14 protein-coding genes are annotated in these 15873 nt (G+C 46.5%); 7 read left to right on the top strand and 7 right to left on the bottom strand.

What is annotated here, in order from left to right; all coding sequences use genetic code 11:
* Positions 1-2: 2 nt before the first annotated feature.
* The 4 genes from IEW69_RS03910 to gltX all read right to left on the bottom strand — a co-directional run bounded on the left by IEW69_RS03910 (position 3) and on the right by gltX (position 7200).
* Entirely contained in the window at positions 3-3578 is a 3576-nt protein-coding gene (locus IEW69_RS03910; RefSeq protein ID WP_308420557.1) for a response regulator, read from the bottom strand.
* Positions 3579-3603: 25 nt separating this feature from the next.
* Entirely contained in the window at positions 3604-4728 is a 1125-nt protein-coding gene (locus tag IEW69_RS03905; protein ID WP_188625517.1) for a hybrid sensor histidine kinase/response regulator, read from the bottom strand.
* 110 nt (positions 4729-4838) lie between these two features.
* The gene (gene ypfJ / locus IEW69_RS03900) at positions 4839-5684 is read right to left on the bottom strand and encodes a KPN_02809 family neutral zinc metallopeptidase (protein WP_188625516.1); all 846 of its coding nucleotides are present in this window, start codon (positions 5682-5684) and stop codon (positions 4839-4841) included.
* Positions 5685-5694: 10 nt separating this feature from the next.
* Positions 5695-7200: a glutamate--tRNA ligase gene (gltX, locus tag IEW69_RS03895; RefSeq protein WP_188625515.1), complete on the bottom strand. Its 1506-nt coding sequence runs from the start codon at positions 7198-7200 to the stop codon at positions 5695-5697.
* Positions 7201-7246: 46 nt separating this feature from the next.
* On the opposite strand from gltX, the gene IEW69_RS03890 reads away from it, so the two are divergent.
* From IEW69_RS03890 to IEW69_RS03880, 3 genes are all read left to right on the top strand, one after another.
* Positions 7247-8458: a sensor histidine kinase gene (locus IEW69_RS03890; protein ID WP_188625514.1), complete on the top strand. Its 1212-nt coding sequence runs from the start codon at positions 7247-7249 to the stop codon at positions 8456-8458.
* Positions 8439-8957 carry a DinB family protein gene (locus tag IEW69_RS03885; RefSeq protein ID WP_188625513.1) on the top strand — a complete coding sequence of 173 codons (519 nt, stop codon included), beginning with the start codon at positions 8439-8441 and terminating at the stop codon, positions 8955-8957. The genes IEW69_RS03890 and IEW69_RS03885 overlap by 20 nt, the downstream gene beginning before the upstream one ends.
* Before the next feature lie 186 nt (positions 8958-9143).
* Positions 9144-9491 (top strand): DUF6249 domain-containing protein, encoded by a 348-nt coding sequence (locus IEW69_RS03880; RefSeq protein WP_229663504.1) that lies wholly within the window; start codon positions 9144-9146, stop codon positions 9489-9491.
* Positions 9492-9580: 89 nt separating this feature from the next.
* On the opposite strand, the gene IEW69_RS03875 is transcribed toward IEW69_RS03880, so the two are convergent.
* Positions 9581-11581 (bottom strand): retaining alpha-galactosidase, encoded by a 2001-nt coding sequence (locus IEW69_RS03875; protein ID WP_229663503.1) that lies wholly within the window; start codon positions 11579-11581, stop codon positions 9581-9583.
* A 163-nt stretch (positions 11582-11744) separates the two neighbouring features.
* Here IEW69_RS03875 and IEW69_RS03870 point away from each other — a divergent pair, with 163 nt between their 5' ends.
* A complete protein-coding gene (locus IEW69_RS03870; protein ID WP_188625512.1) occupies positions 11745-12326 on the top strand; it encodes an RNA polymerase sigma factor in 582 nt (193 codons plus the stop codon).
* On the top strand, positions 12323-12826 hold the full coding sequence (locus tag IEW69_RS03865) for an anti-sigma factor family protein (protein WP_188625511.1): 504 nt from the start codon (positions 12323-12325) through the stop codon (positions 12824-12826). The genes IEW69_RS03870 and IEW69_RS03865 overlap by 4 nt, the downstream gene beginning before the upstream one ends.
* A 96-nt stretch (positions 12827-12922) precedes the next feature.
* Here IEW69_RS03865 and IEW69_RS03860 read toward each other — a convergent pair whose 3' ends face one another.
* Both IEW69_RS03860 and IEW69_RS03855 read right to left on the bottom strand, forming a co-directional pair.
* Positions 12923-13486, bottom strand: coding sequence for a DUF2911 domain-containing protein (locus IEW69_RS03860; protein WP_188625510.1), 564 nt, complete (start codon positions 13484-13486; stop codon positions 12923-12925).
* A 40-nt stretch (positions 13487-13526) separates the two neighbouring features.
* Positions 13527-13709 carry a hypothetical protein gene (locus tag IEW69_RS03855; protein ID WP_188625509.1) on the bottom strand — a complete coding sequence of 61 codons (183 nt, stop codon included), beginning with the start codon at positions 13707-13709 and terminating at the stop codon, positions 13527-13529.
* 217 nt (positions 13710-13926) lie between these two features.
* On the opposite strand from IEW69_RS03855, the gene IEW69_RS03850 reads away from it, so the two are divergent.
* Positions 13927-14547, top strand: coding sequence for a TetR/AcrR family transcriptional regulator (locus IEW69_RS03850; RefSeq protein ID WP_188625508.1), 621 nt, complete (start codon positions 13927-13929; stop codon positions 14545-14547).
* On the top strand, positions 14544-15860 hold the full coding sequence (locus IEW69_RS03845) for a TolC family protein (protein ID WP_188625507.1): 1317 nt from the start codon (positions 14544-14546) through the stop codon (positions 15858-15860). Before IEW69_RS03850 ends, IEW69_RS03845 begins: the two co-directional genes overlap by 4 nt.
* Positions 15861-15873: the final 13 nt, after the last annotated feature.

The following is a 15873-nucleotide window of genomic DNA, read 5'->3' as shown; positions in this document are numbered from 1 at the left end:
AATTAAACTTTGTCATACAACCATACCCTTAACAGGGAGGTCAGTTGGTCTACATCTACGGGTTTCGAGATGTAATCTGAAGCACCTGCGGCAATACATTTTTCGCGGTCGCCCATCATTGCTTTGGCTGTAACAGCTAGAATTGGCAATTGTTTGTATGCTGGAATCTTGCGGATTTCCTTGGTTGTCTCATATCCATCCATCTCCGGCATCATCATATCCATCAAGACAATGTCCACCAACGGATTCTCTTTAAGCACCTGCAGGGCTTCTTTTCCGTCTGTCGCGGCAAGCACTTTCATCTTGTGCTGCTCCAATGCTTTGGTCAGGGAGAAGATGTTTCTTACATCATCGTCCGCAATCAGCACCGTTTTATCGTTTAGCACTTCGTACAGCCCTCCAAAACGTTCTGGCAGCTGTTTTCCTGGCTTTGTTGCGGCCGTCTGTTCTTCTACCAGGTGCAGGAATAAGCCTGCTTCATCCAGAATGCGCTGATAAGAATGCGCGGTTTTTACGACAATTGAGTCTGCATATTGTTTGATGCGCGCCTCCTCGCCTTTCGACAGGTTCTTGCCGGTGAAGATGATGATCGGCAGGTTCTCCAATCCCTTGGTTTTCTTGATGGTTTCCAGCGTTTCATAAGCATTGGTATCCGGAACGCCCATATCCAGGATCACACAATCTACCTCCTGCTTGCTCAGCGCGCCAATACTTTCATTCACGTTGTTGGCCACCTGCGTCTGAATGTTGTAATTGCTCAGGAAGTAGTTCAGTGCTTCGGCATGCTGACGGTTTTCTTCAACGATGAGCACTTTTTTAGGATGTCTGCTTAGCGCATGCTCTAGCTTCTGGAAGATCTGGCTCATGTGCTCTAGGGCTACCGGTTTATTGATGAAATCTATGGCCCCGCGGAGCAGACTTTCTTTCTTAACCTCCATGGACGACATGATGTGCACGGGAATTGGTCGTGTTGCCGGGTTGCTTTTCAGCTCTTCCATCACCTGCCAGCCGTCTTTAACCGGCAGCTGGATGTCCAATAGGATTGCCAGTGGTTTATAGTGGTTTGCCAGCTCTATGCCGACGTCGCCCCTTACGGCTACGACCCCTTTATAGTCGCGTTTACGCGTAAAGTTCAGCAGCGTTTTCGCGAAGTTAGTATCATCTTCAATGATCAGGATGACTTTATCACCCGGCTGAATGTGGTTCCGGTCGTCTTCTACGTCTTGTGGTATGTTGGTTACCGTGTAGCGCTCCGGAAGCTGCTCTTCCACCTTTTCCGGATATACCTGATGCACAACTACAGGCTCTGCAAAGCCGGTTTCCTCCGCCGCCGCAGCTCTGTTTATTGGTAAAGCAAGGGTAAACTCACTGCCGATATTTTCCTTGCTGGTCAGTTCAATTTCGCCGCCAAGCAACTTGGCCAGCTCGCGACTGATGGACAGTCCTAAGCCGGTACCGCCATATTTTCTGCGGGTAGAACCGTCCGCTTGTTGGAAAGCTTCGAAGATCAGGCTCTGCTTGTTTTCCGGAATACCGATACCGGTATCGGTTACTTTGAACAGGATCTTTTTACCGCTATCGTCTTTGGCGACGCTGAGTCTAACCTCCCCTACGGTGGTGAATTTGATGGCGTTCGACAGCAGGTTTTTGATCACCTGCTCCAGACGCATCTTGTCTGTATTAAGCGTTTTTACGTCTTCATCCACTTCTACGAGTAGCTGCAACTGTTTGTTTTTGGCTATTGGGTTGAAGAGCGAGCGCATGTCTGTGGCGACTTCCGCGATGTTCACGTCCGCAAACTCCAGCTTCATTTTACCGGCTTCAATCTTGGATAAATCCAGAATTTCGTCGATTAAGCCCAATAGGCCTTGTCCGGAGCTCTGAATAACTTCTGCATACTCGATGTATTCTTTGTCGAGGTCATTGTTTTCTGACATCAGCTTAGAAAGCAGGAGGATCGAGTTCAGCGGTGTACGCAGCTCATGCGACATATTCGCCAGGAATTCAGATTTGTACTTGGTACTCTGCTCCAGCTGTTCTGCTTTCTGCTGAATATCGCGGTTACGCTCCTGGATCATCTGGTTTTTCTCTTCCAGCAAACTGGTGCGTTCTTCAAGCTCCTGATTGCTTTGCAGCAATTCTTCCTGCTGCACGCGGAGTTCCTCTTCAGAGGTTTGAATTTTTTGTGACTGGGCCTCTAATTCAGCATTTAAACCTTCCAGTTCACTGTGTTGTGCTTGTAGCTCTTCGGTCTGTGCTTGTGTTTCTTCCAGGAACTCTTGCAGTTTCTTCCGGTTTTGCGCGACGTGTATGGCAATGCCGATGTTGTGTGCAACACTCTCCAGGAACTCCAGCTGTTGCGGGTTAAAGGCATTCAGCGAACCAAATTCCATCACCCCGATGACCGTTCTATCACGACGTACAGGTACCGCAACAACATTCCTTGGAACGGTACTGCCTGCACTAAAGCTGATGGTAAGATCACCTTGTGGGATATCCTGCAAGACCATCAGTTTCCTGGAATCTGCTGCCTGTCCGGCAAGTCCCTCCCCGATTTTTACGCGAGCTTTCGCATGTCCTTCGGCAAGCGCAAAGCTGCTCACCAGATGCAACTCCTTATGTTCTAGTAAATAGAAAGCAGCAACCTGACTGTCGATGTGTTCAACGATGTTCTCCAGGACGTCGCTGGTCAGCTGTTGGACGGTTTTCTCGCCCACCATCTTATCGTTCAGTTTAGCCACACCAGCTTGTTGCCACTCTTTGTTTTCAAGCAGGCTAAATGATTTTTTAAGCGAGGCAGCCATAGCGTTTAAGTGCCCGGTAAGGCTGCCCAAACCGTCGGTTTGCTGGTCATCCAGGCGGATGTCGTAATTACCGGAAGAAATCTGGCTGGCCAGGTCACGGATTACACTGATCCGATAGTCGATTTCGTCGTTTTTCTCCTGTAAGGCACGTTGCAGTTCCATCTTGGCGTAGAAATCCTTGTAGACTTTACGGTAGAAATAGATGGTAATGAAAATAGATATGATGGCTGCGATGATAATCAGGATGGGCGTGTAGCCAGCAAACTTGTTCAGTTCTGTTGTGCGGGCCTGCAGGATTTTAGCCTCTTCCGTCTGCATCATCTTGATAATGGCCCGGGCGTTATCCATTAGGTCTTTACCTTCAAGCAGCGCGCTTACGCTGATGTTGCCCCCTTTAGATCTTACCTCGATGAGCCGCATGATCATGTCCAGGCGGCGATCTACGATGCTATGCAGTTTCTCCAGGTTCTGCTGCTGAAAAGCATTGTCTTTGGTCTCCGCAGCAACTTCATTGATGAGGTCAAGGGCTTTCGCTTTAGCACCCACCGTAGGCTCCAGGAACACCTCCTCACCGGTTAACAGATAGCCCCGCTGACCGGTTTCTGCATCTTTAAGGTGTGAAATGATCTGGTTGGTCTTGTAGATCACATCATTACTATGCGCAACGAGCTCAGAACTCTCCACCAGATTGCGGATGCTGATGTAGGAAGCCAGGGATGTGATAAATAAGATTAATAGCGACAGACCTAAACCGACCTGTAGGTTGTTTTTCAATGTTTTCTGCATAGTAAACTTAAAATTAATCGATTTCCGGAGGAGATATCAAAGGTATTTCAAAGTAGAACTCAGCGCCTTCACCAAGGGTGCTTTGCACACCTACAGTACCGCCATGTCTTCTGATGATCTCTGCGGAGATATACAGGCCGATGCCCAATCCCTGAAAGTGCAGTGCGGTTTCTTCAACACGGTAGAACTTCTCAAACAGGCTTTTCTGCTGCTCGGGCGCAATGCCGATGCCGTAATCGCGCACACCAAGATAGATGCGTTCGTTTTCTTCGCGCACATTGATGACCACTTCGCTTGTACCCGGAGAGTACTTTATGGCATTGGTAAGGAAGTTGATGATCACCTGTTCAATGCGCATCTCGTCGCCGAAGATGCAGCTTTTTACCTGACCATTGATGACGATTTTGTAGTCTGGGAAGGAATGGGACATCACTTCAACCAGGTTTTTCAACAGATCACCGATATAGAAGTTTTGTTTATTGAACTTCAGCTTTCCGCTTTCAATCTTGGAAATGTCAAGCAGGTCGGCAATGAGGTTGTTTAGTTTTTCAAGCTGTGTTTGTGCTTTTAGGAGGTGTTTTTTTACCGTTTGCACATCACCTTTGTCGATGCTTCTTTCCAGCAGTTGCACATAACCTTTTACACTGGTAAGCGGTGTTTTGAGCTCGTGGCTGGCTATACTGATGAATTCATCTTTCTTGTACTCCGCCTGTTTCCGGAACTCTATCTCCTCAAGCAATGCCGTTTGAATCTCGATAAGCTTTCTGCTTTGTTCGTAAATGCGGTAGAAGGTTTTCACTTTTAGCAGCAATACACTCATATCCACCGGTTTGGTGATGTAATCCAAACCACCTGAAGAGTATCCTTTGGTAATAAATCTGGTTTCAGTATTCGCTGCAGAGAGGAAAATGATTGCGGTTTCTTTAGCCTTGCTATAGCCGGAGATGGCTTCTGCGACTTCAAAACCATCCATTCCGGGCATTTGAACGTCGAGGATGATTAGAACATATTCATTTCGGAGTACCTTTCGCAGGGCTTCTTCTCCTGAAGAGGCGGTATCAACTTCAAAGTCATGTTTTTCAAGAACTTTTTTTAAGGATATTAAGTTCTCTGGGGTGTCATCTACGATTAGAATCATTCTTTTATATTAAGCCTTAGCGGCGGCTGTATAATGTGTGGTTAAGTTATACAACTTTGTATATTATTGCGATAATGTTAAAGTAAAACTCACGATCTGTTATTTGAATGTTACAGGTCTGGTGAATTAAAGGTGTCGCTCTGGTTCATATCGCCTGTATCGAAACCTTTCTTGAACCAGGCCATGCGTTGTGCAGAAGTTCCGTGCGTAAAGGAGTCGGGTTTAACCTCTCCTTGTGCCTGTTTCTGCAGTTTATCATCACCAATGGCGTTGGCAGCATTCAACGCTTCTTCGATATCGCCCTCTTCGAGTTTAAACAGGTCTGGTCCAAGGTTCTTTGCGCCATTTGCCCATACGCCAGCGAAGAAGTCGGCCTGTAGCTCCAGCTTCACAGAAAGCTTGTTGTACTCCACTTCTGAAAGTTGTGACCGGTAGCGGTCCATTTTCTGTGAAATACCTAGTAAAGTTTGGATGTGGTGCCCAACTTCATGCGCAATGACATAAGCGTTGGCGAAGTCGCCGGAAGCACCGAAACGGTTGTTCAGCTCATTGTAAAAGCTAAGGTCTAGATACACATGGCGATCTGCAGGGCAGTAAAACGGTCCGACTGCGGAACTGGCGTTTCCGCAGCTTGTAGATACACCATTTTCAAATAAGGTAAGGACTGGTGGTTCATACTGGCGGCCCATCTCTTCGAATTTTGCCGCCCAAACCATCTCTGTAGAAGCAAGGACGTTAGATGCCCAACGTCCTGCAGCATCTTCCGGAACGCCCTTCTTGCCTTCTGTAGCGGCTTGGTTTCCGATTGGAAGCTGATTGACCAGTCCACTGAAGTCCTGACCGAATAACAATCCGAGTACAACAACTATGATACCGCCTATACCACCGATGGCAGCGCCACCGCCCATACCACGTCTGTCATCTACATTGCCACTTCCTTTACCAAACCATTGCATAGCTATATACTTAAATGAACGCCTCTAATGCTTGTTTTATTCTATTTTCAACTTCAGTTTTACCCAATAAAATGGCGATATCGAATACACCAGGGCCGAATTTACCGCCAACAAGCATCACACGGAAGGGCAGCATGAGTTCACCAGGTTTTAGTTGGTGTTCTGCAGCCAGTGCTTTAAACTGCGCTTCAAGTTCCACGGCATTACCGTCCATAGGAAGGGCCGCATAGGCTTCGAAAAAGGCGGTTTTCTGCGCATTCCACTTCGGCTTTACCGCTGCGACGTCATAATCCTTAGGAGAAACAAAGAAATAGGAACTTTGTGTGACAAAATCGGAGATTACATTACATCTGTCTTTAACGAGCTCAATGACAGTGCTTAAATTTTCATCATCCTGAACTTCCACCCCAGCAGTCGCTAAAGCTGCTTTTACTTCAGGTGCAAGCGCTGCAGCATCGGCTTGCTTGATCCACTCGTGGTTGTACCATTTCGCTTTCTCATAATCGAACTTAGCGCCCGCCTTAGAAATGCGATCCAGGGAGAACTTCTCGATCAGTTGCTCCATAGTAAAGATTTCCTGATCGGTACCGTCGTTCCAGCCCAGCATCGCAAGCAGGTTTATAAATGCTTCTGGCATGAAGCCCAACTCGCGGAAACCTTTGGTCAGGTCGCCGGTTTTGGGATCCGTCCAGTTCTGCGCATAAACGGGGAAGCCAAGCCTGTCGCCATCTCTTTTGCTCAGCTTGCCATTTCCATCTGGCTTAAGGATCAAAGGTAGGTGCACCCATTCCGGCATTTCATCTGCCCAGCCCAGGTATTTCCATAATAATATGTGTATCGGTGCTGAAGGCAACCACTCCTCACCCCTGAAAACATGGGATATTTCCATAGCGCGATCATCGGCCACAACGGCCAGGTGGTAGGTTGGCATACCATCTGCTTTTAGCAGTACCTTGTCATCTACAAGGTTTGTATCAAAACTTACATGCCCACGGATCTGGTCAAAGAAAGAAACAGTTTCATTCTCAGGGATCTTGATCCTTACCACATGTGGTGTATTTTCATCCAGCAGTTGCTGTACTTCTTCGGCTGTTAGCGTTAGTGAGTTGCGCATTTCCATGCGTGTGGTCTGGCCATAAAGGAAGTTCGGTGCAGCTTTACGCTTAACGTCCAGCTCTTCCGGGGTATCAAAAGCGTAGTATGCATGGCCGCTTAAAACCAGCTTTTCTGCGTATTGCCTGTAGCTCGCTTTACGCTCACTTTGGCGGTAAGGTGCGAAAGGCCCGCCCAGGGTCGGACTTTCATCGGGCTTCATGCCACACCATTCCAGGCAGGAGGCGATATATTCCTCGGCACCTGGCACAAAGCGTGTCTGATCCGTATCTTCAACCCTTAAAATGAAGGTTCCATTATTTTGTTTGGCAAACAAATAGTTAAACAGGGCGGTACGTACACCACCTAAATGAAGTCCTCCGGTCGGACTTGGAGCAAATCTTACTCTTACTTTCTTTTCCATAGTTGTGTTGCAAAGATATATAATTTGTAATTTGCCTTCCTACACTATGAATCCTTACGAAAAGAAACGCCGCTGGAAGATCTTTCTCCTTGTTTTTGCCATCGTTATTGGAACGGCATCTGTATTCTATTCCGACTTTTTCGTGAAGAAGATGGAGCGCGAAGAGAAAGTACAATTTGAACTCTGGGTTAAAGGAACGGAAAAGTCTTCTGAAATCTTCGATGATGTTCGCTACGCAGATGTGCTGAACATGATTAAAGAAAGCAGCAAGGTGCCCGTAATCCTGACAGACACCACCGGCACAAAGATCCAGGCGTATCTACGCTTAGACAGCACCAAGACCAACTACATCAACGCAGAATCTACCGCCACCTACGACCCCGCCTACTTTCAGCGTGAACTGAGGCGGATGAAAGAACAGCATACCCCCCTGCCAATTAACTACATGGGTGAAAAGATGCTGGTCTATTACAAGGACTCCTTTATTTTAACGCAGCTTCGTTACTTCCCGTACATACAGCTCGGGGTAATTGCATTGTTTCTGATTACTGCTTATGTGGCCTTCAGTGCGGCACGTAAGGCAGAGCAGGACCAGGTTTGGGTGGGTATGGCCAAAGAAACCGCGCACCAGCTGGGCACGCCGATCTCCTCCCTCATGGCATGGGTGGAGCTCATGAAATCGCGCTTTAATGCGGAGAACGATCCACTCATTGAAGAGATGGAAAACGACATCAAGCGACTGGAGGTTATTACCGACCGCTTTTCTAAGATTGGGTCCAAACCCATCCTGGAAGACCATGTAGTGCATGTGGTCATCAGCAACTTCGTCAACTACTTTAAACTTCGGACTTCAGATAAGATCACTTTTCAAATCATCGGCGACGATCAGGTGCGTGCATTGCTGAATGTACCGCTGTTCGACTGGGTGATTGAGAACCTGCTGAAAAATGCTGCAAACGCCATCAGCAATGAAGGGACCATTACGGTGAACATCATTGAGCACCTTGCAAAAGAAGAGGTCTTTATTGATGTAACCGATACCGGCAAGGGAATTCCACGTTCTAAGTTCGAGGCCGTATTCCAGCCTGGTTATACCACGCGCAAACGCGGATGGGGATTGGGATTATCGCTCACCAAACGTATTGTTCAGAACTACCACAGCGGACAAATCTTTGTTAAAGAGTCTGAACTCGGCAAAGGCACTACCTTCAGAATCGTATTAAAAAGCAGCATAACCTATGAACCGACCACAACCTAATGAGTATCCTGTCTGGGCAGAAACGTACATTAAACATGTAAATGAAGATGTTTTACAAGTGCTGGAAAGTCAGGCGCTCGAATTTGCCGATTTCATAAACAACCTTATCGAGATAGCAGATTACGCTTATGCACCAGGCAAATGGACCATTAAGCAACTGATCGGGCACATGATCGATACCGAGCGAATCCTGACCTATCGGGTAATCTGCTTCGCAAGAGGTGAAAAGACCCCCGTGCCGGGCTTTGAAGAAGATGATTATGTTGCAAACGCACATTTCAGCGACCGTAGTTTATTGAGCTTCTCCGAAGAGTTTTCTTTATTACGTCGGTCTAACATGTATCTTTTCAAATCCCTGCAGGAACATGAATTGAACATGATGGGCAATGCCTCCAACCGCGACATTACCGTCCGTGCGATGTTATTTGTGCTTGCGGGTCACGTTATTCACCATACCAATGTGATTAAAGAAAGGTACCTCGCCCGCCCTGAAGCTTAAAAGAACTGCTCGGGAAGGGCATTTCAGGGCAATATAGCTGGCCTATAGTGCCCCATTTGGTAAAAAGCACATATAAACCTTCAGTATTTTTTCATAAGGGTGTAACCTGTTAAAATTTCATGTGGTCTTAGTATACAGAACAGCTGTTAAGTTCATGTTTACTTTAACCTTTTAACACACAATATCATGGAAGAATTAATTCCAATCACAATGTTCCTTGGTGCTTTCGCAATGGTGTTTGGCATCAGATATCTATCTAATAAAGAGAAAATGGCCATGATCGAGCGTGGCATGGATCCAGGCATGAGCAAGAGTGTTGCCGCGCCGAAACCGTTCCTGAGCCTTAAATTCGGTTTACTGTTGGTCGGACTGGGTATCGGTCTAATTATCGCGCTGTTCGTCGCAAAGTTATACCAGCTCACAGAAGAAGAATCCGTTGCCGTTTACTTCGGCTTCCTGGGCATCTTCGGGGGAATTGGCCTGATCATCTCTTATGTAATAGAGAAGAACTGGATCGATAAACACCCGGAATAATCATCAAAACATCCGAAAAAACACGAGGATAGCCAAGGCTATCCTTTTTTTGGTTTTATATCCTGATCCGCAATGCGGATCAGGATATTTTATTTTACAGGATAGATGCGCGCCGCCCATCCGCCACCGGTAGACAGCTGTGCCTTGATCTTATCTCCTTTTTTCACCTTGATCTTTCTAACCTTATAATCCGTAGCTTCCCGGTCAGCATTAACGCCGTCCTGGAAGATTTCCGCTTCATAGTTTCCTGCAGGCAGGAACGACAGGTCTATGTCCAGGTCCCGCGCAGTCCAGTTGGTCATCGCACCTACATGCCAGATCTGGCCGCTCCTTCTGGCAAGTGCGACATATTCCGCCACCTCTCCGGTCAGCGCAACCGTTTCATCGAATACTGTAGGCACCTTGCTGATGAAGGTTGTGGTTTCCTGCTCTTTATAATATGCAGTAGGGTTATCTGCCAGCATCTGCAGCGGCGCTTCATAAATCACGTACATCGCGACCTGGTGTGCACGGGTACCCTGACTCATGGGGTTATCGTTTATCGCTCGGTAGTTCGCCTTTACAGCGTTTCGCATGGCACCAGGCGTATAATCTAAAGGACCTGCCAGCATTCGTACAAATGGAATGGTTACGTCATAACGTGGAACATCATTGGCATCTGCCCACTTGGAGTTTTCCAGTCCTTTAACACCTTCATAGTTGATGACGTTCGGGTAGGTACGCTGTAAGCCTTCCGGTTTAAACACCCCATGCAGGTCAATTAAAAGCTTATGTTTCGCACCTGCAGCAGCAATCTGATAAGTCGAGTTGGTCATCACCTGATCGTCACGGTCCAGGAAATCGATCTTGAAACCTTTAACGCCCATTTTCGCGTATTTCGCAAATGCAGCTTCCATGTCGGCATCTACAGCTCTCCAGGATGCCCAAAGGATCACACCGATGTTTTTAGATTTGGCATACTTCACAATCTCTTCCACCTCAATCTTCGGGTTGATTTGCTGTAAGTCTACCGAATTGCTCCAGCCTTCATCCATAATGATGTACTCCAGCTTGTTCGCAACCGCGAAATCAATGTAATACTTGTAGGTCTCTGTATTAATCCCTGCACGGAAATCTACATTGCTGACGTTCCAGTTGTTCCACCAGTCCCACGCCACTTTACCAGGCTTAATCCAGGAAATATCCTTGATGCGGTTTGGTGCCGCAAGCTTCTGTATCATGTCATTATTCAACAGCTCGGTATCCTGCTTACTAATAATCAGCCCCCTCCATGGGAAGGCAGTTGCGCCTTTAACCTTTGCAATGTAATTGGCTCTTTTCGTTACGAGCTGGTTCAACATGTTATGGCCACCAACCTTGTACGCTAAGGGATAGGCAGCAAAAGCACCCTTCAGCCCGTAAGCTACCGAACTTTTCAAGTACATCATACCCGGATAGTTTTCCAGGTGTGCCTCAATCAGCGCTGCTTTTACCCCGTTCTCCAGGTCCACCAGTAAAGGTGAAAATGCCAGGGAATCTTTCAGGAAACCTGAAATCAAATGTTCGTCATATAAGGCTTCAAAGGAACTGATAAATGAATCCCCAGGTGCACGTGGGTCGTTCACATAGGGCACAAAAGCTTTGTAATCTTTCTCAAAGTTGAAGTTTGCGTTTTCAGAAACAACCGTGAAGTCGTTCTTCTTCGTACTGAAAAAGCGGTAGGCCACCCCATCATTGTAGGCGCGGAAAATAACCCCATAATTGCCTTTTATGTTCAAGGTTAATTGTTGGTACTGGTCTTTCACCGACTTCTTTTTATAGAAGTGCGCGTCAAATTTCGTGTCCACATCGTCAATGCGACTGGATTGAATAACCATATTTTCACCAAAGGTTTGCTTTTCAGCAAGCTTCATGCTTGCCTCAGAAGGTGCGATGATGGTTTTACCATTCAAATGCACCTGCCACTGGAGCTTTTTACCAGCTTCTACCTGAATGGAAAGCTGCTGATCTGGCGATTTAATGGTGTAGGTTTTGGTCTGTTGCGCGTAAGTAGCGGTTGCTGTAAAAAGTAGCAGCATGATACCAGGCAACAACTTCAGTTTTGTAATCATAGTCATTCGGTGTAATCGTGGTTTATAAACCAAAATTAAGGGTACATGCCAGCGCATGCTAATGTTTTTTTATCCATTTAGCGACAAAGCCGGTTTTCGGCACCACAAAATATTCTTAAATTGCTGTAACCTCCATTCCAAAAGCGACGTCTCAGAGGTAATTATGCAGCAGCAGCTAAGCGATATCGAACTCATTACGGCCATACTGGAGGGCAACACTGCTGTTTATGCGGAGTTGGTGAAGCGTCACCAGCGTTACGTATTTACCTTAGCCATGCGTTATGCGAAGAACCGCGAAGATGCAGAGGAAATTGCGCAGGACACCTTCGTGAAAGCCTACCGTGCTTTGGGGACCTTCAAACAAAGCTCAAAGTTCAGCACCTGGTTATTCAGCATAACATATACCACGGCCATGACGTTCCTAAGGAAAAAGCGACTGCTTACCGATTCCATTAACGACGAAGAAAGTAGCATACAATTGGAGAATCACATCTCTGCTTACCAGGCCAACGGCCATGACCAACGCTCGGGTTATGTTTACCTGAACCAGGCCATTGATCAGCTGTTGCCAGATGATGCAGCGATCATCACCCTGTTTTACAAAGGCGAGCAAAGCCTGGAAGAAATCGGACAGGCACTGAAAATGGAGCCCAATACAATCAAAGTAAAGCTGCATCGAGCCAGAACCAGGCTCAAAGAAAAACTGCAGTTATTGTTAAAAGATGAAGTTAAAGAATTGTTATGAAAACGATAGATGAAGAAATTTGGGCCTACATTGACGGCAGTTGTAACGCCGCCGAAAGCCAGCGCATTGCAGAAAAAATCGCGACGGATGACAATTACGCGGTTGCCTATCAGGAGCTGAGCAAGCTTAACGACCTCATGGCCGCTGATGAACTGGAAGAACCTTCCATGTCTTTCAGCAGGAATGTCATGGATGCCGTTGCACTAGAAATTGCACCAAAAAAGCTTTCTACGAGGGTGAATAACAACATCATCTATGGCATTGCGGCTTTCTTTATCCTCAGCCTGGCGGCGATATTCATCTATGTCCTGGCAAACAGCACCTACCCTGCACAGTCGGCCTTCAAGCTGCCTGAGGCAAGCTTCAGCTTTAACATGAGCGAAATGCTCAGCCCTTTGTCTATGAAAATCTTCTTGATGGTAGACCTGGCCCTGGCACTCCTTTACATGGATCGCCTGCTCAGAAGAAAGCTGCATGCCAATAAAACCACCCTCAGCTAAAACGTAAATGCTGCTTCAATAGAAAAGCCGCTTAGTCTTCCAACTAAGCGGCCTTTCATTTTTGTTCTCCCATAAGGGAGATCAATATCTTATATACTATTGTACCTGGATTGGCAATGCTACGCTGGTCATGTCCCAGCCAATGTTCAATACAGCATCTTTTTCTGTGCCTGAAAATACCATCGCAAGGTTTTCAACCGGCTCCGTTAAAGCTTTTACCGGTACATCTACCCGGGCAACATCTTTCGTCTCGTCATACGCATAAGCACCCCATCTGTCAATATCCTTATTGATGATGATGGTCCATTTGTCTTTATTCGGGATGGCGAACAAGCTATAGCTACCTGCAGGAATGGTTTTACCACCAACTACAACAGGCTTGTAAAACTTAATTTCTGTGCTCTCATTTGCACCTAAACGGTAAACAGCACCAAACTTCTCTAAAGCACCGAAGACCTCACGGCCTTTTTTCGCAGGACGAGCATAGGTAACTTTAATTAAAGCTGCAGATTCTGCACCTTTTTTAGCCATCTGTGTAGCCCTTCCAGGGAAATATGCCAGGTCTACCGGACTTGGATCCAATCCCGGAAACTTCACTTCCTGTGCATTAACCGTAATTGCAAATAATGCAAGTACGACCATTAAACTTAATTTTTTCATCTGTTCAATATTTGGTTTGGTGATGAAGTTAGGTAAAATACTAGTAAGTACGGCCTTTAACGATCTTATTCAGGAATAACGCTGAAATGATCAAACCAACAATACCGCCTGCAATCGACGATAATACGCTACCTGTTACGGACGCTGCAATAAGGATTCCGGCAACGATCCCTAACACATAATATACCCAATCAAAACTCTGTGTGCTTTCTTCTGTATTCATATTCATAATTGCTAATGCTTCAAAGGTATCGAAATATTTTAAAAACCATTTAATTTCATTAACAAACTCCTGCCCTTTCTGTTTCCCCATAACAGGCATATAACCTAGCAATTAAGCATCCATCCTGCTCTGTCAGCACGCGGTAAACTGTAATCTTTTTTCCATTTATACTTTCAATCAATCAAACGATTGATTAGTTTTGCATCGCTATTCAAAAATGGAAAAGACAGACAAACGAACCAGCATCCTCAACGCCGCCGAAAAGCTTTTCGCTTCCCAAGGCTTTGAAGGAACCTCCACAAGGCAGATTGCCACGGAGGCCGGTGCCAACATGTCTATGATCAACTATTACTTCGGCTCCAAAGAAGGCGTATTCATGGAGATCATGTCCAACCGCATCAAGGGATTTAGTTTGGCACTGACCAGCATTGAGGCTGAAGACCTGAACCAGCTCGAAAAGCTGATGATGGTCATCGATCAGTACACCCGCAGAATTCTGGACAACATCGCCTTTCATAAAATGATGCACCGCGAATTGTCGCTCTCCCAACGTCCGGAGATGTACGACAAGCTTAAACAAGCCATGAGCGGTAATCTGATGATCATCGAGCGCATCATCAATGAAGGTATTGCGCAAGGCGAATTCAGGTCCGTGGATGTCAGAATGGTCATTGCCTCCATCATGGGCACCATCACCAATGTGGTCACCTCGCCATCAAAGATTACGGCGGGCTCCAAGCTCGACATCAAGATCCCTGCGGATCGTGAAATCTTAACGGAGCGCCTGATCACCCACCTTAAAGATTTAACAAAAACGTATTTAACACCCCAAAAATGATACAAAACACCTTTAAACTAAGCATAGTAGCTTTGCTGCTGCCGGGCATGCTCTATGCACAAGACGTCAGGAAGCTGAGTCTGCCAGAGGCCGTGCAACTCGGACTGGAGAACAGCAAGAACCTGAAGCTCTCGCAGAACAGAATCGACCGTGCGGTCGCGCAGCTGAAAATTGTGAAAGATGAAAAGCTCCCTTCAGCGAGTGCTTCCTTCGCTTACAATCATGCGGAAATAACAACCAGCACATTTGATTTTGGCGGTGCTGATCCGCTTAGCCTGCCGAAACGTTCAGATGCTTTCATCGGTACCGCAGCAGTAAAGGAAGTGGTTTACGGTGGTGGTAAATTCAAACTTGCAGAAGAATCTACCCGACTGCTAACGGAAGTGGCAAAACTGGACGCCGATAAAAGCGCCAAGGATGTCAGCTATGCAATCATCAATACCTACTACGCTTTACATAAAATCAGTCAGAGCCAGAAAGTAATTGCCCAGAACCTGGAAGCGATTGCGGGCCAGCTGAAACAAGCACAACGCTTCTTCGAGCAAGGTATCGTCACTAAAAACGACGTTTTGCGGTTCCAGTTGCAACAGGCCAATGTTACGCTCTCCCAAATGGAAGCAGAAAACAACCGCAAGGTCATCAACTATAACCTGGATATTCTGCTTGGCCTGCCGGAGCAGACAACCCTTGAAATCGCAAACCCGGATGAAACGCTGAATACCCCGCAAAACTTGAACAACTACCTGGAATTGGCTATGGCAAATCGCCAGGAACTGCGCTCATTAGATATCCAGAACCGCGTTGCAGCAAACAACATCAAGAACGTGAAAGCGAACCTGCTGCCAACGGTTGGTGTTGGTGCCAATCTGTATTACGTCAATCCAAGCGGCAAATTCATCCCACCCGCCAACCAATATATTGTACCGATGACTGTTGGCGCAAATGTGGCCTGGAACATCGGCGCGCTATGGAACAACAAAAACAAGGTAAGTGAAGCCAGAATTCAGCAGCAGGAAGTTACGCTTACGAAGGACCTGCAGGTAGATCAGGTGAAAACTGAAATCAACAAGAACTACCAGGATTATCAGCTGGCACTCGCCAGAATCAAGATCCTGGAAACATCTATTCAACAAGCTTCAGAAAACGACCGCTTGCTGGAATCTAAATACCGGAACAATGTCGCTTCCGCAATCGACCGTATCGATGCCGAAACCTTATTGTACCAAAGCAAGATCAACCTGGAAATCGCGAAAGCAGATGCAGGCCTTGCCTACTATACCCTACTAAACGCAACCGGAAAAATTTTTCAATAAATCATACAACCAT

Source organism: Pedobacter quisquiliarum (assembly GCF_014642175.1).
GTDB lineage: Bacteria > Bacteroidota > Bacteroidia > Sphingobacteriales > Sphingobacteriaceae > Pedobacter > Pedobacter quisquiliarum.
Note: the sequence above shows the minus strand (reverse complement) of the source record. Positions and strands in the feature narration are given on the sequence as shown.

What these genes read in the sequence shown, in the direction of transcription:
- gltX (WP_188625515.1), bottom strand. Translation starts at nt 7,200, where the DNA reads ATGGAAAAGAAAGTAAGAGTAAGATTTGCTCCAAGTCCGACCGGAGGA.
- IEW69_RS03890 (WP_188625514.1), top strand. Translation starts at nt 7,247, where the DNA reads ATGAATCCTTACGAAAAGAAACGCCGCTGGAAGATCTTTCTCCTTGTT.
- IEW69_RS03855 (WP_188625509.1), bottom strand. Translation starts at nt 13,709, where the DNA reads ATGAATACAGAAGAAAGCACACAGAGTTTTGATTGGGTATATTATGTG.
- IEW69_RS03860 (WP_188625510.1), bottom strand. Translation starts at nt 13,486, where the DNA reads ATGAAAAAATTAAGTTTAATGGTCGTACTTGCATTATTTGCAATTACG.
- IEW69_RS03850 (WP_188625508.1), top strand. Translation starts at nt 13,927, where the DNA reads ATGGAAAAGACAGACAAACGAACCAGCATCCTCAACGCCGCCGAAAAG.
- IEW69_RS03875 (WP_229663503.1), bottom strand. Translation starts at nt 11,581, where the DNA reads ATGATTACAAAACTGAAGTTGTTGCCTGGTATCATGCTGCTACTTTTT.
- IEW69_RS03905 (WP_188625517.1), bottom strand. Translation starts at nt 4,728, where the DNA reads ATGATTCTAATCGTAGATGACACCCCAGAGAACTTAATATCCTTAAAA.
- IEW69_RS03865 (WP_188625511.1), top strand. Translation starts at nt 12,323, where the DNA reads ATGAAAACGATAGATGAAGAAATTTGGGCCTACATTGACGGCAGTTGT.
- IEW69_RS03880 (WP_229663504.1), top strand. Translation starts at nt 9,144, where the DNA reads ATGGAAGAATTAATTCCAATCACAATGTTCCTTGGTGCTTTCGCAATG.
- IEW69_RS03845 (WP_188625507.1), top strand. Translation starts at nt 14,544, where the DNA reads ATGATACAAAACACCTTTAAACTAAGCATAGTAGCTTTGCTGCTGCCG.
- ypfJ (WP_188625516.1), bottom strand. Translation starts at nt 5,684, where the DNA reads ATGCAATGGTTTGGTAAAGGAAGTGGCAATGTAGATGACAGACGTGGT.
- IEW69_RS03885 (WP_188625513.1), top strand. Translation starts at nt 8,439, where the DNA reads ATGAACCGACCACAACCTAATGAGTATCCTGTCTGGGCAGAAACGTAC.
- IEW69_RS03870 (WP_188625512.1), top strand. Translation starts at nt 11,745, where the DNA reads ATGCAGCAGCAGCTAAGCGATATCGAACTCATTACGGCCATACTGGAG.